The 21,967-nt window shown below is 41.0% G+C and carries 19 protein-coding genes; 14 read left to right on the forward strand and 5 right to left on the reverse strand.

What is annotated here, in order from left to right; translation table 11 throughout:
* The first annotated feature begins 15 nt into the window (after positions 1–15).
* The 4 genes from AB4128_RS04530 to AB4128_RS04545 all read left to right on the forward strand — a co-directional run bounded on the left by AB4128_RS04530 (position 16) and on the right by AB4128_RS04545 (position 4,914).
* A complete protein-coding gene (locus tag AB4128_RS04530; protein ID WP_372037065.1) occupies positions 16–411 on the forward strand; it encodes a VOC family protein in 396 nt (131 codons plus the stop codon).
* Between the two features lie 357 nt (positions 412–768).
* Positions 769–3,096 carry a TonB-dependent siderophore receptor gene (locus AB4128_RS04535; protein WP_055024885.1) on the forward strand — a complete coding sequence of 776 codons (2,328 nt, stop codon included), beginning with the start codon at positions 769–771 and terminating at the stop codon, positions 3,094–3,096.
* A 20-nt stretch (positions 3,097–3,116) separates the two neighbouring features.
* Positions 3,117–3,797: a Fe2+-dependent dioxygenase gene (locus AB4128_RS04540; protein ID WP_372037067.1), complete on the forward strand. Its 681-nt coding sequence runs from the start codon at positions 3,117–3,119 to the stop codon at positions 3,795–3,797.
* Positions 3,798–4,080: 283 nt separating this feature from the next.
* On the forward strand, positions 4,081–4,914 hold the full coding sequence (locus AB4128_RS04545) for an ion transporter (protein WP_372037069.1): 834 nt from the start codon (positions 4,081–4,083) through the stop codon (positions 4,912–4,914).
* Between the two features lie 59 nt (positions 4,915–4,973).
* On the opposite strand, the gene AB4128_RS04550 is transcribed toward AB4128_RS04545, so the two are convergent.
* The gene (locus AB4128_RS04550; RefSeq protein WP_372037071.1) at positions 4,974–6,836 is read right to left on the reverse strand and encodes a hypothetical protein; all 1,863 of its coding nucleotides are present in this window, start codon (positions 6,834–6,836) and stop codon (positions 4,974–4,976) included.
* 177 nt (positions 6,837–7,013) lie between these two features.
* Between AB4128_RS04550 and AB4128_RS04555 the strand changes: the two genes are divergently transcribed.
* The gene (locus AB4128_RS04555; RefSeq protein WP_144430187.1) at positions 7,014–7,472 is read left to right on the forward strand and encodes a TetR/AcrR family transcriptional regulator; all 459 of its coding nucleotides are present in this window, start codon (positions 7,014–7,016) and stop codon (positions 7,470–7,472) included.
* A 121-nt stretch (positions 7,473–7,593) separates the two neighbouring features.
* On the opposite strand, the gene AB4128_RS04560 is transcribed toward AB4128_RS04555, so the two are convergent.
* Positions 7,594–9,372, reverse strand: a complete 1,779-nt coding sequence (locus tag AB4128_RS04560; protein ID WP_372037072.1) for a glycoside hydrolase family 9 protein — start codon at positions 9,370–9,372, stop codon at positions 7,594–7,596.
* 216 nt (positions 9,373–9,588) lie between these two features.
* On the opposite strand from AB4128_RS04560, the gene mpl reads away from it, so the two are divergent.
* The 9 genes from mpl to AB4128_RS04605 all read left to right on the forward strand — a co-directional run bounded on the left by mpl (position 9,589) and on the right by AB4128_RS04605 (position 18,119).
* Positions 9,589–10,989 carry a UDP-N-acetylmuramate:L-alanyl-gamma-D-glutamyl-meso-diaminopimelate ligase gene (gene mpl, locus AB4128_RS04565; RefSeq protein ID WP_372037074.1) on the forward strand — a complete coding sequence of 467 codons (1,401 nt, stop codon included), beginning with the start codon at positions 9,589–9,591 and terminating at the stop codon, positions 10,987–10,989.
* 78 nt (positions 10,990–11,067) lie between these two features.
* Positions 11,068–11,739, forward strand: a complete 672-nt coding sequence (locus AB4128_RS04570; protein WP_282167047.1) for a flavin prenyltransferase UbiX — start codon at positions 11,068–11,070, stop codon at positions 11,737–11,739.
* 29 nt (positions 11,740–11,768) lie between these two features.
* Positions 11,769–12,299, forward strand: coding sequence for a hypoxanthine phosphoribosyltransferase (gene hpt / locus AB4128_RS04575; protein ID WP_055024877.1), 531 nt, complete (start codon positions 11,769–11,771; stop codon positions 12,297–12,299).
* 150 nt (positions 12,300–12,449) lie between these two features.
* Positions 12,450–13,385 (forward strand): ABC transporter ATP-binding protein, encoded by a 936-nt coding sequence (locus AB4128_RS04580; RefSeq protein WP_055024876.1) that lies wholly within the window; start codon positions 12,450–12,452, stop codon positions 13,383–13,385.
* Positions 13,385–14,155: an ABC transporter permease gene (locus AB4128_RS04585; RefSeq protein ID WP_055024875.1), complete on the forward strand. Its 771-nt coding sequence runs from the start codon at positions 13,385–13,387 to the stop codon at positions 14,153–14,155. Before AB4128_RS04580 ends, AB4128_RS04585 begins: the two co-directional genes overlap by 1 nt.
* Positions 14,156–14,320: 165 nt before the next feature.
* The gene (locus AB4128_RS04590) at positions 14,321–14,920 is read left to right on the forward strand and encodes a trans-aconitate 2-methyltransferase (RefSeq protein ID WP_372037078.1); all 600 of its coding nucleotides are present in this window, start codon (positions 14,321–14,323) and stop codon (positions 14,918–14,920) included.
* A 200-nt stretch (positions 14,921–15,120) separates the two neighbouring features.
* Positions 15,121–15,996: a pirin family protein gene (locus AB4128_RS04595; RefSeq protein ID WP_372037080.1), complete on the forward strand. Its 876-nt coding sequence runs from the start codon at positions 15,121–15,123 to the stop codon at positions 15,994–15,996.
* A 149-nt stretch (positions 15,997–16,145) separates the two neighbouring features.
* Positions 16,146–17,549, forward strand: coding sequence for an ATP-dependent RNA helicase DbpA (dbpA, locus tag AB4128_RS04600; RefSeq protein ID WP_372037082.1), 1,404 nt, complete (start codon positions 16,146–16,148; stop codon positions 17,547–17,549).
* A gap of 306 nt (positions 17,550–17,855) precedes the next feature.
* Positions 17,856–18,119, forward strand: coding sequence for a hypothetical protein (locus AB4128_RS04605; protein ID WP_372037084.1), 264 nt, complete (start codon positions 17,856–17,858; stop codon positions 18,117–18,119).
* 153 nt (positions 18,120–18,272) lie between these two features.
* Here AB4128_RS04605 and AB4128_RS04610 read toward each other — a convergent pair whose 3' ends face one another.
* The 3 genes from AB4128_RS04610 to AB4128_RS04620 form a co-directional block, all read right to left on the reverse strand.
* The gene (locus AB4128_RS04610; RefSeq protein WP_372037086.1) at positions 18,273–18,974 is read right to left on the reverse strand and encodes a DUF6445 family protein; all 702 of its coding nucleotides are present in this window, start codon (positions 18,972–18,974) and stop codon (positions 18,273–18,275) included.
* A gap of 393 nt (positions 18,975–19,367) precedes the next feature.
* Positions 19,368–20,147, reverse strand: coding sequence for a hypothetical protein (locus AB4128_RS04615; RefSeq protein ID WP_372037088.1), 780 nt, complete (start codon positions 20,145–20,147; stop codon positions 19,368–19,370).
* A 185-nt stretch (positions 20,148–20,332) separates the two neighbouring features.
* Positions 20,333–21,775 carry a DEAD/DEAH box helicase gene (locus AB4128_RS04620; RefSeq protein WP_372037090.1) on the reverse strand — a complete coding sequence of 481 codons (1,443 nt, stop codon included), beginning with the start codon at positions 21,773–21,775 and terminating at the stop codon, positions 20,333–20,335.
* Positions 21,776–21,967: the final 192 nt, after the last annotated feature.

The following is a 21,967-nucleotide window of genomic DNA, read 5'->3' on the forward strand; positions in this document are numbered from 1 at the left end:
GTTTAAAGGGGCGTTATGTTTAATGGTATTCATCATGTAGCGATTATCGCAAGTGACTATGTACGCTCGAAGTATTTCTACACTCAAGTATTAGGCTTTACAGTACTCGCTGAAAATTATCGTCAAGAACGTGACTCGTATAAGCTGGATTTACAGCTGAAGGACGGCACGCAAATTGAGCTTTTTTCTCTTCCTCATTCGCCGAAAAGACTCAGTTATCCTGAGGCGCAAGGCTTACGTCATTTAGCTTTTAAAGTGGATGATATCCATCAGGCTGTTGCACATTTACAGCAACACAATATTGATGTTGAACCGATTAGAGTCGACGAATATACAGGCAAGTCATTTACCTTTTTTAGCGATCCTGACGATCTACCGTTAGAGATCTATGCCATTGGCGAACAAGATTAATCAATTTTCAGTAGATGGGCCTTTTGACTGCTGTATGTAAACAATTCATTATTTGATTTAATGGCTAGATAAATCCTGTTTTGATTGAGTTCATTGGCTCAGATGCAGCATGTAGGTCTTATGTGACTTCTCGCGATTCCCTACTCACTACAAGCTTCAAGCTACGTTTCTAAACACTTTTCTCTTTTATTCTATTCCTCTTTAAATACCTTTAGCGATCGCAGGACGTTATTTATTCGTTTTCTCTACTGAATCATTTTAATGTAAATCTAAATGATAATGATTTACATTATTGTTGTTAGTTTGTTACCATCCGCGCGAATATTAGGAATATGTTAACAAAGGACAGTGTGTAACATGAAACAAGCCAACCAAAAACATTTATCACTAGGCGCACAAGCCGTAGCAGCCGCTCTCGTTTTCTCTTCTCCTATCGTCTCTGCAGATCAAGAAGTTAAAGAGACCTGTAACCCGGAAGTTAGCGGAATTGAGTGCGATAAAAACCAAACTGCTGAAGCCATTGAGCGTATTAAAGTTCACGGTGTAAAGAACGCCGTTTACTTATCTGAAGCCTCTGGCGATTTGCGCCGTGTTGCAGATCTTGTTGATACACCACAAGTCATCACTGTATTAACCCAAGATCAAATACAAGAATCAGGTAAAACAGATTTAAAGGATATCTTGTCAGCACAAGCAGGTATTACTTTAGGTACTGGTGAAAACGGTAACGCCTTTGGCGATCGCTACATTATTCGTGGTCATGAAGCGCGTAGTGATGTTTTTGTTGATGGTCTGCGCGATCCAGGTATGACAACCCGTGAAAGTTTTGCCACAGAAGTTGTTGAAATCACTAAAGGTCCGAGTTCGACATTTGCAGGTCGTGGTTCTTCAGGTGGTGCGATTAACAGTGTGACTAAAAAAGCGTCAACATCGTACAACTTGGGCCGTGTTGATTTGGCATTAGGTACTGACGATCATCGCCGCTTAACTTTAGATTATAACTATGCCGTGTCAGATACTGTCGGTTTACGTGTCAATGGTTTACTTGCTGATGAAGATAAGCCTGGCAGGGAAGGCATTAGCCGTGAGCGCAATGGTGTGCAACTTTCAGCAGTATTTGAGCCAACAAACGATTTGTCTTTCATTGCTGATGGGTATTATTTAGATGCAAAAGATGTGGCTGATTTAGGTAGCTACTTTGATCAATCTACCCGTGAGCCCATTTCTGATATCCCTGTATATGCACAAGAATCAGATTTTCTAAATTCAGAAGTGCTGACTTTTACCCTGCGCACTCAATATGACATTAACGATAATCTGACCTTTTATAATGCGACTCGTATTGGTAAAACTGAAAACGGTTATATCACCACAGGTGCTCGTGGAACGACACGCAGTGAATCAGATCCTGTCGCACCAGGTGTTGATACTCTGACTTTAAGTACTCATCAAGGTAACCAAGAAGTTGATTACATCAGCACCCAATTTAATTTGTTTTGGAATACACAAATTCTAGGCATGGAGAACAAGTTTGTTTTTGGCCTAGAGTATACCGATCAGCAAGTTGATAACGGTGTTTATGATATTGAATTTGCCAACGAAACTAACTGTATAACAGCAGGGAGGCGTGGTGACTCTGGTGCTTACTGTATGTTAGATGGTGACGGTAACCCTGTCGACAATATCGATAAACTTATGGGCCGAACTTACACTAAAGGCATCAATGATGCTGAGTATCAAATAGAGACCATTTCAGCTTACTTTATGGATACAGTAGCGCTTACAGACGATCTAGAGCTGTTCTTTGGTGTTAGACAAGATAGCTTTGATTATCAGAACGATACATCGAGCAGTCGAAATGGAGATGTGTTGTACGAATATGATGACAGCATGTTTAACGGACACCTTGGGTTAGTGTATAGCATCACTGATGAAGGGAATATATATGCTAATTACAGTACTGCAACCAATATCAATGGTGGTGAGTCAGACTTAGGCGCAAGCTGTGGTTATGGTGGGGTATGTGGTACTGCTGAACAAGCGCGTGCAGCCGATCCAGAATTAGTTGAAAACATTGAACTTGGTACTAAATGGATGCTATTTGATGACAGTGTGATGTTTTCGGCGTCAGTTTTCCAAATCACCAAGAGTGACGTAATGGAAAGTGTGGGCGACAGCTACTCAACACTTGGCACATTAAATACAGGTAAAAATCGAGTTCAAGGTGTCGAGTTTGGCATGGTGGGTAATATCACTGAAGCATTAAGCGTGCAATTTTCAGCAGCGATTATGGATTCAGAGGTGCTTGAATCATTCAATGAAGAAAGCGTAGGCCTTGCGTTGAGTAACTTTGCTGATGAAAGTGCATATCTACAATTACGTTATCAAATTAATGAAGCGTTTGTAGTTGGCGCAGGTTATACCTATCAAAGCGAAATGTACGGCGGGCAACCTGATACTGCAGCGGGTTATGATGATGAAAACGGCCGATACAGCATTGTTGTTCCAGATTACCAAGTGGTTGATTTATTTGCTAACTACAACGCAACTGAGTCATTAACTTTCCGCTTGAATGTGGGTAACGTGCTAGATGAAGAGTATTTTACAGCCGCTTATCGCTCGGGCGCATTTATGTACCTTGGCGATGCTAGAAATGCTAAATTGTCAGCGACCTATGAATTCTAAGGATTGAGTTGAGTTAACTAATGATTGTAATTGAGCAAATACTGTCTAAAGAAGACGTAAAAGCATATCGACAAACTTTGCAGTCAGTCCCTTGGGATGACGGTAAAAATACGGCAATGGGAATGGCTGCGGCAGTCAAGCAAAACAGCCAAGCACTGGCCAGTGACGCTAAGGTTCAACAGTTGGCAAACCAGTTGTTGAATAAAATAGGTGAAACACCCAAAGTGGTTTCTGCTGCATTACCGCATCAGATATTTCCGCCGTGTTTTAACCGCTATTCAGAGTCTGAAGAATATGGCTTTCATGTTGATGCAGCAGTGATGCGGGTACCCAATACTCAGGTTGTGCTGCGTAGTGATGTATCGATGACAGTATTTCTCTCTGAACCCGATGAATATGATGGCGGTGAGTTGATTATCGCCACTGAATTTGGCGAGCAGTCCATTAAATTGCCTGCGGGCTATGCGGTTGTTTACCCGTCCAGTAGTTTGCATAAAGTGACAGCGGTGACACGTGGTGAGCGAGTTGCTGCAATCACTTGGATGCAAAGTATGGTGTCAGAATCGGTTTTAAGAGAAAATTTATATCAACTTGATCAGTCAATTCAATCGCTTATTGCTGCAGGCAATACGCCGCGAGCAGAATTGGATAGACTGCATAATGTTTACCACAATTTGATACGCCAATTTGCTCATTTATAATCGGCATGAATCACTGTTAACGATACTCAGTATGAGCAGTTAATACTGACAAATCTGAGCAATAAACAAACCTAAGAAAGCGAACGTTTTCTTAGGTTTTTTGTTTTTTAACATAAGTTAATTAGTGAAAGAAACCATCAGCTTGTATATTAGCGGCCATTAACGGATAGCGATATGCACTTTACTGTGTTGATCGTTGCATTTAATTCTATTTTAATCTTGGTTAAGTAGGCTCTCGTGTCCTCAAAACCGAGGGGTTTATTTTTGGAGAGAACAACCCACCATGCAAGCTACTGGTATCCTCAATACCCTTAAAAAAGTTGATCAAAGTAAAACCTTCCAAGGTTTTGTTATCTTTGTGATTATTGTTTCTGCATTATCTATTGGTGCCCACACTTACCATTTACCGCCTTGGCTTGAGCAAAGCTTATGGGTATTGGATATTGCGATCACTGGCTTTTTCTTATTTGAGTTGATCATTCGATTTATGGCCAGTGATGGTATTAAGTCTTTCTTTTCCAAAGGCTGGAATATTTTCGATACCATTATCGTCATTGGCAGCTTAGTACCACTCGGTGGCTCGACCATTTTATTGGCAAGATTGCTGCGCATATTTAGGGTACTGAGATTAGTTTCTATGGTGCCAGAGTTAAGAATGCTGATTAATGCACTATTAAAAGCGATCCCAAGAATGGGTTATATCGCACTGCTCATGTTCGTAATTTTCTATATCTATGGCGCTATTGGCAGCATGTTTTTTGCCAATGTGAATGACTTTTTATGGGGCGATGTATCGATTGCGATGCTGACCTTGTTCCGAATTTCGACGTTCGAATCATGGACATCGATCATGTATGAAACCATGGAAGTATACCCATTAAGCTGGCTGTATTATTTAAGCTTTATTTTCTTAACCACCTTTGTTTTCCTCAATATGATGGTAGGCGCCGTGCTTGATGTCATGGGCGAAGAAACCAAAATCATGCGAGAAGAGCAGGGCGAGAATGAAGCTGAGTCAGGAGCTGAAAATAGAGCTGAAGTGGCGACTGCAGAAGATATTAAACAGCTTAATGCCAAGATAGATAGGTTAACTGAGTTGTTGGCTAAGAAAAGCTAACCGTTATTTAGCAACAAAAAAGGCTTCCAAGTGGAAGCCTTTTTTAAATGGTTTTAAAATTATGGATTAACAGTAAAGCGGTTTACTGTCACTTCACTACCTGCGATAGCAGCTGGATTACGTAAAAAGAAATTACCGATTAACAACCCATTCATGTATTTACGAACTTTATAATCGCCGTATGCAGTAACTAAGTCTTCAAAGCTATTGTAGCTTTCAAATCCACCAGTTGGACAAGAGTAACTCTCTGAGTTATCACAAATAAACTTTCCGGCATAAGTGCCAGACATATGGTAATCAAAACGAGAGTTCACTTTTTTACCCGCTTCGTCAGTTGTTTGAAGGTAAATATTCATCCAGCCACTTTCAAAGCCGGTTACATCGATATCAAAAGAGTGTTCTTTTAAAGTTGTGTTACCTGTCGTTTTTGCAAAAACATATGCGTTATCATCTTTTTTTACCACAGCTTTTACAGCACCAGAATCACCGTCAATGCTTTCAACCGTTAAGTTACTTAGGTTTTCTTCATTTACAACACCCGGAACTGGTTCAATAGGATTTAGATCAATTTTTTCAACCGTAAAATCATGAATGGTAAATTCAAACTCTTCTGTATTATCGTCTGCAACTCTTACGATAAAATTAGTTTGTAACTTTACGCCATCTATTCTTGACTCTAACGGATATCCACCAAAGGTTGCTATAAAGCTAGCTGTTGCGCCTTCACCTTCAAATTTTTGAATTTCTTTATATTTTCCGTTTTCTTTTTGTTTAACTGTGACTTCACCATTTGGGTAAATAACAGCATTTAGTGACTCACCATCAGTATCTAATAAATAGATATTCATATACATAGCGCTGGCTTCAAGTGAGGTTTCAACATTAAAACTAAAGTCAAATTGCTCAAGAGTGAATTCGCCAGAGCTAATTTTGAAATCTGGGTAGATCCATGGCTCTGCTGCTCCCCTCACTGGTGTAGCAATAAATGTTGCCGCACCTGTTACTGGATCATAAGATTGTAATTCTGCACCAGTAACCTGCTCTGGTTCTACTACTCTGTCTGTTGGTGTTGGAATGATGACAATTGGCTCACCAAATTTTGGTGGGTTGATAATGATTCCGCCAGTATTAGGATCGATTTGTAGCAAACCAAAATCAAAGTGTTTTTTAGGTTCAAAATCAATTGATGAAAATGCAGTGTCGTAGTTTCTCGCTGTAAATACTAAATCTGCATCTTGCTTAATATAACGATATGCAATTAACTCATTTTTAGTTCTGTTTTCTTGGGCTGTTAAACCGAAATGAAATGCCTTAGTGGTTGTGATAGTCGTTTCATCAAATAAGATGTCATCATTATGAGACTGGAAGGTAACAAAGCTATATGCTTCATTATCTACTGCAACTAACACTTCTGTCTCTGAACGATTAACTGTTTGACCATTCGAAGGCGTTTCTACAGTATAGTATGAGTAAGTATCAGTATATTTACCTTCAAGCTCACCTACAAAGTTAACTGCGATATTGGCTTCACCCACGACATCAAATTCAAAGTCAAAATTTGTTATATCACCAATTTCTTCTTGAAATTTCTGGCCGTTTTCATCTGTAACAGTGATTTGATAATCATTGGTACGCACAAAATGCACATTACCTTTGTTATCTTGAATAGCACAAACAGGGTGTTCAAATCCTACTGGGACATTCACATCACCATTTAACTTAACGCTTTCACCAACAGGGAGGCATTCTGAACTCAGTGCATTCATTTCTGAAACATTTTTCAATGCTGTACTCACTTCAATAGTACGGATTTCTGGGCTTGGTTCAGGTGTTGGGTCTGGCGAACTACTATCATCATCTGAATTACAACCTGCAAGAAATAATGCAGAAATGACTGATAATGCTAATACTGATTTTTTCATGTTTCTCCCTCAATGACAAAATTATAACGGTACTCGGTACGAATTGGGTGTAGATTATTCGTATTTAATACGTAATGCAAGTGTTTTTTCGTATTTAATACCTAATATTGATTTTATGTGAGATTCGTGCACAATGATCAGCAGTTGAAAGGGCACTTAATTAAAGAGTTAAAAGTAATGGCGAAGATTTCTAAAGAAGAGAAAGAAGCTAACTTTCAGAAGTATAACCAAATTATTTTGGATATCTTTTTTGAAAGTGGCTGGCATTGTGTGACGTATGACAACATTGCCAAAGTTGCAGGGGTGCGAAAGAGTACCTTACAAGGCTATTACGAATCGAATAAAGAGTTTGCTCATGCATTAAGAGGCAAAGTATTTCCGATTTTTGCTGAGCAATTAGATTTTAATTCGAAAGAGGCATTAACTGAGAGCTGGCATAAAGCGCTATCGGTTAAGCGCTTCCGTTATATTTTGAATATGCTTATTGCTAATTCAACTTTACCTGAGCCTTCTGACATGACCGTTAATGGTATGTCTAACCTGATCAAAATGGTTGATGGGCATTTTCCTGGCGAAGGTAGGGAAGTGGTTGAAGGTTTACTCGGTAAAACGATTTTGACGTTACTGGATGTGTAACCGGATAATTGATCGTCATTCAGTTTAATAACTCAATGGTGAGAAAATGAAAGCGGCCTTGGAAATGTTATTCCAAGGCCGCTTTTTTATCGGCTGGCATTTCTAAATAAATATGTTTGGGTTAATTTTCCTGATTAACCAGCGCCGCTAACATATACACCAAAGGGGCATTCCAGTTAATGGCGATTTCGTTGCTGGCATAACTGCAATCATGATCGAGGTAAGACTTTGCAGCTTGTTTTGATGGGTAAATGCCGCCTTGTTTTTTACAATCTTTGGCGTCCTGTTGCCCTGGTTGTGGCCCGCCAGCTAAAAAACCAGGAATAGGCGCTTTAATACCATCAGCCATAGAAGCACGGTGGTGAATATGCATCGGAGTTTGTTGGCCGATCCCTGTGACATAAGAGATACCCATTGGATTACGACCAAAAATGTAATCGACGATAGCTATAGCGTGCTTCTCATACAAACTGTTCGGCTTATCTTTATTGTTTATGATTTGGTTTACACGCAATAACGTTACCGCTTTATTGAGCATGTTTGAGTTACTGCCCCATACAAAATCATTTGGACTAATCGCAAGGCCGTAAGCTGAATTTTGCCCCACTTCAATCCAACGCTCTGTTAATGCCGTGAGTTGCTTTTTAGCTTCTTTTGCGATGGTGTTAGGCGTATCAGAGTGTGATGCTAGTGTGATTAAGGCTAACGTTTCGACTTTATCCCACTCAGGGTTACGCGGCTTTTTCGGTATTTCAACTTTACTGAGGTATTCACTATCGCCTGTTGCAGCAAAAAGCTCGGCAGCTGCCCATAACCACTCATCTTTTAAGTCATCACCTGCTGTGGCATATGTCCCAGTGTGGATATCACTCGGCTGTTGATAATGGATGGCTGGATTTTTCAATGACCATTGCCATGCTTGCTTTGCTGCCATTAATAATTGCTGGCTATAGCTATGACCATTTGTAGGGTTAATTGATAAGTGTTGATCATACTGGGCAAGGATCTGGCTGGCTTTGGCCATTGTAGCAGCGAACCCTAAGCTGGCTGCTGTGGATTTGGCAACAAGGTAACGAGGTTGGTCCATCTTATGGGGCATTTCTGTGTCGCCAGTAAACCGCTTAGTCGTGAGCTTATGGTACAAGCCACCATCATTGGGATCTTGCATGGTCAGCATCCAGTCAATATTCCACATTACTTCGTCAATGATGTCTGGTAATGCATTACCTGATTCAGGAATATTCAAGTTAAGGTTAATGACGGCATTGGACTGTTCTGATACCGCTGCAAGTAAGGTATACACTGTGATATTTGAGTTCACTATGTACTTATTATAATCGCCAGCATCGTACCAACCTTTAGGAGATGAAATGACGGTGCCAACAGGGCGCGCTTTAGATGCCGCTGATTCGTGCACATACACAATAGTGTCTGGATGAGCAGCAGGTCTCGCATATTGGCCAGCAAATTCTTTTTGAATCACAGCGCCGCTGCGATTATAAAAATAGGCTTTAATGGCCGCAGCTAATGGTTTGTTATAACGCTCATCTGAAATAGTAAATGGCAGTGATTGCGGTATTGAGTCAACTTTTATGAAGTACTCACCTTGCTGAGTCACTTCGTCAAAATGCGCAAGCTTTACGTTGTCACCAGATGCTTCCCATGTTTTGGCTTCAGATAACTTTCCTTGAAAAACCGTTTTACCTGTTTGCCGCTCAATCACGCTAAAATTATCCGCATCAGTTTCAGGTACCACAGCTGTTTTTGTACCATTAACGCCAAAACCTAATTGATTAAACTGAATGGCGTAATTTTTATTGGGGGCTGCATGGCTAATGCCAATGCTGAGTAATATAGCAGTAACAATCAGGGGGCATATTCGGGCGACAAGCTTAATCATTATCAATCCTTGTTAACGTAATTAGCCTGTTCATTATTACGGCTTTTTTAGCAAGAAAGAAACCCGAATGAGTCGAAATGACTATGCAAAAATATCAACAATGGGCCGTTCTGCCCAGTTGAATGGGATGCAAGATTAAAGCTTGTTATTGTCACCTGACAATTACAGTCACAATGCTTTAGAATAAGCCATTAATTTTTTCACAAGAGCAACAACATGCACGTACATATTCTTGGGATCTGTGGCACTTTTATGGGCGGCCTTGCGTTATTAGCCCGTGCTATGGGGCACAAAGTGACAGGCAGTGATGCCAATGTTTATCCGCCAATGAGTACCCAACTTGAAGAGCAAGGAATTGAACTTATCCAAGGTTTTGATCCGGTGCAATTGGGCAAAGAGGGTGAAAACCAGCCCGATGTTGTTGTGATTGGTAATGCGATGAGCCGCGGTAACCCGTGTGTCGAAGCGGTATTGAATCGAGGTATTAACTATACTTCTGGACCGCAATTCTTATCTGAATATATTTTGCCAAATCGCTGGGTGCTGGCGGTATCTGGCACGCACGGCAAAACATCAACCTCAAGTATGCTTGCATGGGTGCTTGAATATTGTGGTTACGAACCGGGCTTTTTAATTGGTGGCGTACCGCAAAACTTTGGTGTGTCAGCAAGGCTAGGTCATTCACCTTTTTTCGTGGTTGAAGCAGATGAATATGACAGTGCTTTTTTTGATAAACGCTCTAAGTTTGTCCACTACCGACCTCGCACATTGGTGATTAATAACCTTGAATTTGACCATGCAGATATTTTTGCCGATTTAGGGGCGATTCAGCGCCAGTTTAATCACGTTATTCGCACAGTACCTGGTGAAGGCAAAGTCATTTGGCCAGCTGAAGTTGAGGCTGTAAAAGACGTCATTGAGTTAGGCTGCTGGAGTGAGCAAGAGCTATTTTATGCGACTAGTATAGCGGGTAAACAAGCAGGTAAAGGTTGGTATGCAAATACCATTGCAGCAGATGGTCACGAGTTTGAAGTGATGTTTGATGGTGAATCTCAAGGTATTTTGAATTGGGACTTACTGGGACAGCATAATATTGAAAATGCCGTGATGGCAATTGCTGCAGCGCGTCATGTTGGTGTGTTACCAGCACAAGCTATTGAAGCGTTAGCTCAATTTGCGCCGCCTAAACGCCGTCTGGAGCTACTGGATACGGTGAGTGGTATTGCTGTTTATGATGACTTTGCTCATCATCCCACAGCCATTGCTACCACGTTGCAAGGGTTGCGAGCTAAAGTGGGTGAAGCGGATAACGCCAGTGGTAAATTGATTGTGGTTTTAGAACCTCGCTCAAATACCATGAAAAGCGGGGTACATAAAGACACCTTAGCCGCTTCAATGGCACTGGCAGATTGTGCGTTTTTGTACCAAGCTGACAATATTGGTTGGGACATGAGTGCCAATATGAATCATGCCAGTATTCCTGTCACTGTGATGACTGAGATTACAGATATTATTAACGCAGTCTCGTCACTGGCTCGATCGGGTGACACCATTGTGATTATGAGTAATGGCGGCTTTAATGGTATTCATCAGAAATTAATTAGCGCTTTAGCTTAAATAACCATTTTAAGGCATCCATAAGCGTGCACTGAACGTATAAATAGCGAGATACACTTAGCTATATTTAGAGAGTTTATGAGTAATACAACGCAGTACAACAAAAGACCCAAAGCCATTAGCCTTGCATGGACTGGAGCCTCAGGTGCGCCATATGGTTTAAAGCTATTGCAATGCTTGCTTGAGGCCGATTATCAAGTATTTTTGATGATTTCAAGCGCAGCACGAGTGGTACTTGCTACTGAAGAAGCGCTGCAATTAAGTGCCAACCCTGAAAAAGCACGTGAGCAGTTATTAGCGCATTTTAAAATGACAGATTCTGTGATTGGTGAGCTGGTGGTGTTAGGTAAAGATGAGTGGTTTTCACCACCCGCATCCGGTAGCGCTGCACCTAAACAAATGGTGATTTGTCCTTGTTCTACTGGCACCCTAGCAGCTGTCGCTACCGGAATGAGCAATAATTTATTAGAAAGAGCAGCTGATGTGGTCATTAAAGAGCGTGGTCAATTAATCCTTGTGCCACGGGAAACTCCTTTTAGTGCCATACACTTAGAGCATATGTTAAGCCTTACACGTCATGGCGCGACTATCATGCCTGCTGCGCCGGGTTTTTATCACCATCCCCAATCGATAGAAGATCTGGTAAACTTCATGGTTTCCCGAATTCTAGATCATTTGGGTATTGAACATGGGCTGACAAATCGTTGGGGTTATGCCACACAAAAGTCTCGCGACGAAGCCAATGATTAAGTCCGAAAGTCACGACAATTGAGAGTAATATGAAACACACAACCGAAGTGATGATTTCTGCAGAAGAAATCAACGAAAAACTGGATATATTAGCTGAAAGGATTAATGCCCATTACGCAGACAGCGAGCGTTTGTTAATGGTCGGCTTATTGAAAGGGTCTGTGGTTTTTATGGCTGACTTATGTCGCCGTATTAAAGGCCATGTTGAAATCGACTTTATGTCAGTTTCAAGTTATGGCAACGCAATGACAAGCTCACGTGACGTTAAAATCTTAAAAGATGTTTCTTCTGAGATTGCTGATCGCGATGTATTGATTGTTGAAGATTTGATTGATTCAGGTAACACCCTAAATAAAGTGCGTGACATGTTATTATTGCGTGAGCCTAAAAGCCTAGCACTATGTACATTATTGGATAAACCTGAACGTCGTGAAGTTGATGTTCCTGTCGACTTTATCGGCTTTACCATTCCTGATGAGTTTATTGTTGGCTATGGTATCGATTATGCTGAGCAGTATCGTAACCTGCCTTATATCGCAAAAGTGGTTCCATTAGATTAATGTAACCCTTTGTGTGCAAACTCCCGCTTTAGGCGGGAGTTTTATTTTGGGCGTTAGAAAATATTTGCACCTTTTTCAGTTACATTACGTCATAGATAATACAATGCCAGTGTAATCACTCGTCTTAACAAACAGCTTAGAGGTATAGCAATGAGTAACAGCACCAATGCTTTGGTGATCGAAAACCTGCAAAAAACTTATAAAAGCGGTGTCCAAGCCGTTAAAGGAATTAGTTTAACCGTTGAACAAGGTGATTTTTTTGCTTTGTTAGGGCCCAATGGTGCCGGTAAGTCGACCACCATCGGGGTGATTAGCTCGTTAGTGCAAAAAACCGCTGGCAGCGTCAAGGTGTTTGGGTTTGATATCGATAAAACACTTGAACAAGCCAAAATGTGTATTGGCCTTGTACCGCAAGAGTTTAATTTTAATCAGTTCGAAACAGTGCTGCAAATTGTGGTGAATCAAGCGGGTTACTATGGCGTTACCCGTGCCGTCGCGTTACAGCGCGCCGAGAAATACCTTTCACAACTGGATTTGTGGGAAAAGCGTGACAGTCAAGCTAGAGCCTTATCTGGTGGCATGAAGCGCCGCTTAATGATTGCCAGAGCATTAATGCATGAGCCGAAGTTACTGATTTTAGATGAACCTACAGCTGGAGTTGATATCGAGCTACGCCGCTCTATGTGGCAGTTTTTAAAAGATATTAACAACCAAGGTGTGACGATTATTTTAACCACGCACTATCTTGAAGAAGCTGAAATGTTATGCCGCAATATTGGTATTATTGACAAAGGTTTGCTGGTGGAAAACACCAGTATGAAAAGCTTACTAAGCAAATTGGATGTTGAAACCTTCATTTTAGATTTACGTAATGATATTGAAGCCGCGCCGCAAATCCCCAATATGAACTGCCGCCTTGTTGACGGGCACACGTTAGAAGTGGATGTGGCAAAGGCACACAACCTTAATGATTTATTTGCCAAACTCTCAGAGGCAAACATCGAGGTCTCATCGATGCGAAATAAGGCCAACCGTCTTGAAGAGTTATTCGTAGAGCTTGTTGAAAAAGCCAAGGAGGCAAAATAATGAAGCACCTATATTGGATTGCCTTTAAAAGTATATTAACGAAAGAAATTAATCGTTTTACTCGTATTTGGGTACAAACACTAGTGCCGCCAGCGATTACCATGACATTATATTTTCTGATTTTTGGTAACTTAATTGGTAACCGCATTGGTGAAATGGGCGGCGTATCTTATATGGAATTCATCGCGCCAGGCCTCATTATGATGTCGGTGATAACCAACTCATACTCTAATGTTGCGTCTTCATTTTTTAGTGCCAAAATGCATGGCAGTATCGAAGAGCTAATGGTTGCTCCTGTGCCTCATTACGTGATGATTGCTGGCTACGTGGGAGGCGGAGTTGCTCGTGGTTTAAGTGTTGGTTTGATTGTGACATTAGTGGCCATGTTTTTTGTTAACCTGAGCCTGCATCATGTTGGTCTTGTGATAATGACGGTATTTTTAACTTCTGTGCTATTTGCATTAGGCGGGTTAATTAATGCAGTATTTGCAAAAAGTTTTGATGATATCAGCATTATTCCCACGTTTATCTTAACGCCGCTGACCTATTTGGGCGGGGTGTTTTACTCACTCTCTTTATTACCCGATTTTTGGCAAGGTGTGTCGGCATTAAATCCGGTTGTGTATATGATTAACGTATTCCGTTACGGCTTTTTAGGCTTTGCAGATATTAGTGTGCCATTATCAATTGGCATCATGGTAGGCTTTTGTGCATCGCTTTGGTTTGTGGCTTACTACTTAATATCTCGTGGTATTGGCTTGCGTAGTTAAGCTAAGTTAACCATCAAATATTATGCTAAAAGGGCTCATTATGAGTCCTTTTTTTATGACGAATGCATTACAGTGGTTTGATAGTTAACCATTTCCATGGTGATGATTTTGATGTGATGCCAAGGTTTTGATGTCACGGTAAAGACAAAAGGATATAACACACGGATGAAACCAATAGATATTGGTAAGGCTTATGATCAAATAACGCATCGCTGGACAAGCGATACATTTAATCTTGAAAATGGCATAACGCAGCATAAAAAAGCGCTGAACTTTGTTAAGCACAAGGGTAAAGCACTTGATATTGGTTGTGGCTGCACAGGGCGTTTTATCGAACTATTAAAAGCAGAGGGGTTTGCTCCTGAAGGTTTAGATGTGTCGGCTGAAATGATTAATATTGCGAAAGCCCGTCAGCCTGATGTTCGTTTTATTCATGCTGATATTTGCCAGTATCCATTGGATGAACAATACATGTTCATCACTGCTTGGGACAGTATTTGGCATATTCCGTTGACTGAGCAAACACAAGTATTGACCAACATTGTCAATGGATTATGTTCTGGCGGTGTGTTGATATTCTCGTTTGGTGGGACAACAGAAGCTGGCTCGCATACCAATTCGGTGATGGGGCCTGAGGTGTATTATTCATCATTAGGTACCAATGGTTTTTTATCATTATTTCAGTCTTTAGGTTGTGTAGTCAGGCATCTTGAATTCGATCAATATCCTGAAATTCATACCTATCTTATAATTGAAAAGCCTTAAATCACTCAGTAAGGCTTATTACGCTATATTCATCTTAACTGCGACGATTCATGGCATTTTTTAGTGTCTAGAGTGACTTTTATTTCTACATAGAGAGATATAGTTCGATTTAATCGACTAATAGGTGTGTTTTATTGCAATTTTTATTCTAAATTTTAGTTGCTAAAGTGGCTTTAACGTTTTTAATAGAGACACTTAAGATGAAAGTAAAAAGCAAATTTACTGCAAGACCAGCAATGGATGGTGATGGGGTTAATATCAAGCGAGTGGCTGACTTTATGAATACTCGCTTTGATCCTTACTTAATGATCGATGAAATTAAGTCAAACGACAAGCAGGATTTTATTGGTGGATTTCCACCTCACCCTCATCGTGGTATTGAAACGTTTACCTACTTAATAAAAGGCGGCTTTGAGCATCGTGATCAGCTAGGGAATGTTAAAGCGATTCGCAGTGGTGACGTGCAGTGGATGAGTACCGGCAGCGGCGTTATTCATTCTGAAATGCCACTCGCTGATGCCAATGAAGGGCTGCATGGTTTTCAAATTTGGCTCAATATGCCAGCTAAAGACAAGATGCGCCCAGCGATATATCAAGACACGGCAGGTAACCCTAATCCTATGGTGAGCAACAGACATGGCGCTTCACTCAAAGCGCTCGCTGGAAACTGGCAATTTATAGACTCGAAGGAAACAATAGAGGCCAGTATTCAAGGTTTAGCGGGTCAAGGTGCTATTGCTGATGTGACGTTATCGAGAAATGGCCAAGCCAATATTGATTTGTCCGCACACCACAGTGTCAGTGCTTATATCTATCAAGGTGAACTTACCTATATTGATACCAAGGGCGAACAAGCAGTGGCTAAACAAGGTCAGTTAGTGGTCATTGAGCCGGAGAGAAATACTCATTTACAGGCGGGAAACCTGGATAGTGGCTTATTATTATTGGCTGGTCGTCCAATCAATGAAGAAATTGTGCACATGGGACCATTTGTGATGAACACTCAAGCAGAAATCAATCAAGCCATTGATGATTATCAGCAAGGGCGATTTGGTGAAATAGTGTCATCTTTTTGAGTGGTTCATGACGTAATATTCAAATAAATGTCAGCGATTAGCGGATAAAATTGCTACAATAGCTATTCTAACATTTGGCCAAGGTATTTTTCCTTGGCCGAGTTGTTTCTATTATCCCAATTTTGCTTTGATATCAGAGGATATTCACCTTGAGTCAGTCTACTGAACAGGCCGCTAATACGGCTTTCGCATCACTTAATCTGAAACCAGATTTGCTTGATAACCTAAAAACCATGGGCTATGAGTCTATGACTCAAATTCAAGCAGAAAGCTTACCCGCGATTATTGCTGGTGATGACGTAATTGGCCAAGGAAAGACCGGCTCAGGTAAAACTGCTGCGTTTGGTTTGGGCTTACTCAATAAGTTGAATGTGAAACGTTTTCGTATTCAAACTATGGTGTTATGCCCAACTCGTGAGTTGGCAGATCAAGTTGCCAAGGATATTCGTACGCTAGCTCGTGGCATACATAACGTGAAAGTACTGACGTTATGCGGTGGCGTGCCTATGGGGCCTCAAATCGGCTCGCTTGAGCATGGCGCACATATTATTGTTGGTACGCCAGGGCGTATTGTTGATCATTTAGATCGCAACCGTTTAGATCTTAGCAATGTGAATATGTTGGTATTAGACGAAGCCGATCGCATGTTAGAAATGGGCTTTCAAGATCATATTGATCAAATTATTGCTGAAACGCCGCATGAAAGACAAACACTGCTTTTCAGTGCAACCTTCCCTGAGCAAATTCAGCAAATTGTTGAGCAAATCATGTATAAGCCACTGATGGTTAAAGTCGAGGCTACTCATGATAATCATACGATTGAACAGCATTTCTATCACACAGAAGACAACCAAGCCCGTTTAGAAGCGTTACGTTTATTGTTATTAGAGAAACAGCCTGAAAGTGCAGTGGTTTTTTGTAATACCAAACGTGAAACGCAAAAAGTGGCCGACACATTAGCTGAGCAAGGTTTCAGTGTTTTAGCCTTGCATGGCGATTTAGAACAGCGCGATCGCGATCAAATGCTACTGCGTTTTGCTAACCGTAGTGCGCGTATTTTAGTGGCGACTGATGTGGCATCGCGTGGGTTAGATATCGAAGATTTAGAAGCGGTGTTTAATTATCACATTGCTTACGACACTGAAGTGCACATTCACCGTATTGGCCGTACAGGCCGTGCTGGTAGTAAAGGCGCAGCATACACTTTCTTTAGTCATTCTGATGGCCATAGAATGATTGAAATTGAAGAGCTTATCGGCAAAGAAATTGATGGTGAAACACTGCCTTCAATGAACGTGCTTAACAAGCAGCCGCAAGAAGCGGAAATGATCACCATTCAAATCGATGCCGGTAAAAAGCATAAAATTCGCCCTGGCGATATTGTGGGTGGCTTAACGGGTGAGAACGGTATTAATGGTGCTGATATTGGCAAGATTAAAGTGACTGATATCCGCTCATTTGTTGCTGTGAAGCGTGATGCATCGAAAAAAGCGTTGAATAAAATAACCAAAGGACGATTAAAAGGTAAGACTTACCGTGCTTGGTTTTTATAATTAATGGTCACGATTAATTGTGACTAACAACAAGCGAGAATGAGTCATATCATCCTCGCTTTTTTATGTTTCAGCTTATCTGTTTCATGCCAAAAATAGCATCAACCCGAGCTTAATACTGGTGATGACAGCCACATAGCTGCATAGGATAATGCTGCGCCTATGTCGACGTGGGAGTAGCTCTGAAATGCTCACGGTTGATTGATTAGCATCAACGAGTGAATTTGTTTGAAAAAGGCTTGATCGCCAAATCATAAACCAGCTCACACTAACGAGATAATCTATACCATTAAGTCGAAACACCATGTGGGAAAACGGATTAAAAAAGATATTCTTGGTACTCAGTACCCGTTTAATGTTGACTGGAGCGAGTGGGCGGTTTTTTGTGGAAGTCGGCGAGTTGCACATATCATCACGATGATTGGCATTGGTTTGAATAAGATCAGTTGTGAGAGTAAACCGACCTGTCCATCGATCGTAACTCACATTAATAACGCTAGCATTAAGCTGATGCGACTGTGTATCGAAGCGAGTAATGTTCATCTTGGTGACATCCTTTCAACCAATTAATTTCTAATCATTTATATAATCTTATTAGGATGTTAGTCATCGAACTAGCTATTATGAAGTAAGTTTAATTTCATCATCGATATGAGATTGTCCTAGTAAAGACGAATTACGAACACATAAGGTCATTAGAGCTTGATCAAAGGTAGTCACTGCTTAGGCGACACTAAAAAATGAGTTGATTGAGGTGCGGTTATTTGGCGCTTTTTTATCAAATTCAACTTTGTTGGTGATATTGGCGCTGTGTAAAATATTGCCCGAATAAATCACTAATCTATTGGGTTTGGCTTCAATGCTGAATACCTTCTCAAATAGCTCATCTGAGTCATTAATATATCCATTACGTGTCACAGCTGCTTGCTTCACTTCATCGACCATTTTTAAAATTATGTCTTTGTCATCTTGAGATAAATGCAGTGTGTCAGCACCTTTGTAGCGGTAAAAGTTAGTGCCACCTAATTGCTGATCGTTTAGGTAGTGAACTGCAGCCATGTCATGTGCTGATAATGAATCAAAGTGCGGCATTGTTTGAGTCGCATTTAGCTGCAAAGGACTAAGAGTGACTTTTGAAAGCCAGCATTTGGCTATTTTATGTTGCTTAAATTGTTCGCCATTAGGTTGCTGTGAGAGCTTGTCTATGAGCAATGATAAGCTTTCATAATAGGGTTTGGGCATTTCATCACGCACCCCTGGAAACAAAGTACCGTCAGCACCTACTGGATTAAAATAGGCTTTTTCTTTGCTGTAACGGACTAGGGCATTAAAATCAGCGATAAAGTTATCGATAACCCATACAAGATGGTTTGAATGTGGAATCGGGTTTACTTGTATCTGTAAGTCTGTATTGATCTGATGCATGGTCAGTGTGTTCCTTCACATTGTTGACGTCCCGCTAACGCATGAATATTGACGTACTAAGATCGCGGTATGGTTAATTTTACTTGAATTGGGTATTTAACTTAGTAGTAAAACGGCATCAAAATCACTCACAGCTTTGCTGTCATCTGTTGAGCATTGCTCAATTCACTTGTTTGTACGTCAATGACGTTTTATTGGATCATGATTGAAGCAACGTTGAGTGAGTTAGTCATCAGCGCCATGAGAGTGGTTTTGACCATAAGGTTTCAAATCAAGTTGAGTGGAGGTTATTGGTTTTAATTGGTTTTTTATATTGGGCTTTAGTCTGATTTCAACGAGCTAAGCCCTTATTGTTCAAGAGACTAGGCTCGCTTAATTCAACGTGGGTATATTTTATTGTGATTGCTCGCCTTCGCTGCCTGCTTCTTTAGCTTCTGAGAGCATATAAATCAGAGTTTCACCGTCATTAGCACTGGCAAGGTAAGACCAAGAACTCACATTATTGCCGAGTTCACTTCCTTGCAGTTGTTGACTTGCGAGCATCCAACCATTGGGTTTCAGTTCAATACCTCTTATTTCGCAAGTGGTGGTTTTACAATTCACTGCACTGATGTTCACCATATCGGCATATTCACTTAAAGCAAAAGAATCTAACAAGGCTTGCTCTCTTTCACTCGCCCAATTGGGATCGATTTCTGCTTGATGATGGCGTTTAAATAAGGAAACCATTTCCCCTTGTTGCGAGGAGACGATATCGGCATAGGCTGCAGGTACCCATACACTGGCTTGCTCGGCTGTGATGGCGTCAGGTTCTTGGTGAAAAGGAGATGTCGCTTGTCCTGCTTCATCGATCTCATTATAGGCAAGTTCAACTTGCTGCTCTAATAAACCAAGTGAGGCATTCATTGAATCAATAAGCGTTTTTTTTTCATCGAGTTGTTGTTTCAGGTGCTCGATTTCTTGTTTTAGCTCCGCAACCAAATCAATTGAGCTAGAATCAATCACTTTTGCTACCGAAGCTGAATTATTTTGCTCAGCGTCTTCATCGCTATTATGCGCTGTAGGTGGCTTTGTTTGAACTTGATTCAGCTGACTTTTACCCATTTGTAAGCCAACAAATAGGCTGCCTATTGCTAAAAGCAATACCACAATGAATAAACCTGTATGTTTCATAAATCTTCCATGAATGAAATTGTTTAATTTATCATTATTTATGATGGACGAAGAGCGTTAATCTGGCAACTTTATTGAGGGGGAAGCTTATGAATCAAATGCTGGAACAGGCAAATAAAAAAGGCATGAAAGGTTTATTTTCATGCCTTTAAGACAAAGTGTTAGTGACTGATTAAGTTAAATGTTTAACGTCTAGCATTCGCGTAAGGGTCGACTTTGCCTTGAGTTGCCGTTTGGTCATTACGGCCTTGGCGTCTTCTTTGTGGCTTTTTAGTGCCTTCCGCTTGAGCTGTTTCAGCTTCAGCTCGAGCACGGGCGCGTTGGCGCTGACTTGGCTTATCTGTATTGCCTTTTGGCGCAGGACGTTGTCCTTGTTTTTGCCCTTGTCCTTGCTTTGATTTGTCAGCTTGGTTGGCATGCTTACGGCGATTTGGGTTTGGCTTCTTATGATTCGCTGTGCGATGTCCGCCTTTTAAACTTGCTTCAGGTAAATCGTGACAAGCTTCGTAACCTTCAATGAGCTTACGTTCAACAGTACGCTTGATGAGCCTTTCAATGTCATGGAGTAACTTCACTTCTTCGTCACTCACAAGTGATACTGCTAAGCCTGTTGCACCCGCACGACCTGTACGACCGATACGATGAACGTAATCCTCTGGTACATTCGGCAAATCAAAGTTCACCACAAATGGCAATTGATCGATATCGATACCACGTGCTGCAATATCAGTTGCAACCATGACTTGTGCTTTGCCTGCTTTAAAATCGGCTAGGGCTTTTGTTCTCGCGCCTTGGCTTTTATTACCGTGAATGGCAACGGCATTAATACCTTCGGCATCGAGGTTTTTAGCTAAACGGTTAGCGCCGTGTTTCGTACGTGAAAACACTAACACTTGATGCCAATCATTTTCTTTAATTAGCTTAGTTAGAATACGAGCTTTACGGCTTTTATCGACTGCGTAAACACATTGTTCAACCGTGTTGGCTGTGGCGTTGCGTGGGGTCACTGAGATTTCAACTGGGTTGTTAACTAAGCCTTTAGCAAGTTCACGAATTTCATCAGAAAAGGTTGCTGAGAACATTAAGTTTTGACGTTGCTTTGGCAACATGGCCAATACTTTTTTAATGTCTCGGATAAAGCCCATGTCTAGCATGCGGTCAGCTTCATCTAAAATCAGTACTTCAAGTTGGCTAAAGCTCAACGCTTTTTGTTGGCATAAATCCAATAAACGACCTGGGGTGGCTACTAAAATATCAACACCGTTTCTTAGTGTTGAGATTTGAGGGTTAATGGATACGCCACCAAACACCACGGCCGATTTTAGCGGTAAGTTAGTGCCATATGTTGAGACGCTTTCAGCAACTTGGGCTGCCAGTTCGCGTGTTGGAGTAAGCACTAAAGCACGAACTTGGCCGCGCTTTGCTCGTTGACCTTTAGAGAGTAATTCTAACAAAGGTAAGGTAAATCCAGCGGTTTTACCTGTCCCCGTTTGCGCAGCAGCCATGACATCTTTGCCTTCTAATACGGCTGGAATAGCTTGCTCTTGAATTGCAGATGGAGTGTCGTAACCTTGTTTTTCAACAGCTTTTAAAATTGCTGTACTTAAGCCTAGTGAGGCAAAACTCATAGAATGATCTCTTTGGGCAACACTGATGTTGCTATGACTAAATAGGGTGCCACTAAATGGCGGCCGTGAAGCTTACCTGAAACACTGCTAGAGCGCCATTAAATCGATTAAATATTCTTCTTTTATTGTCGCTTATAGGTAAATATTCGATTATGGGGTTTTCAGCCTATTTTTTAATGAATTAGTTTTAAT

This window comes from Shewanella sp. 10N.286.52.A9, from assembly GCF_041468985.1.
GTDB classification, from domain to species: Bacteria; Pseudomonadota; Gammaproteobacteria; order Enterobacterales; family Shewanellaceae; genus Shewanella; species Shewanella japonica.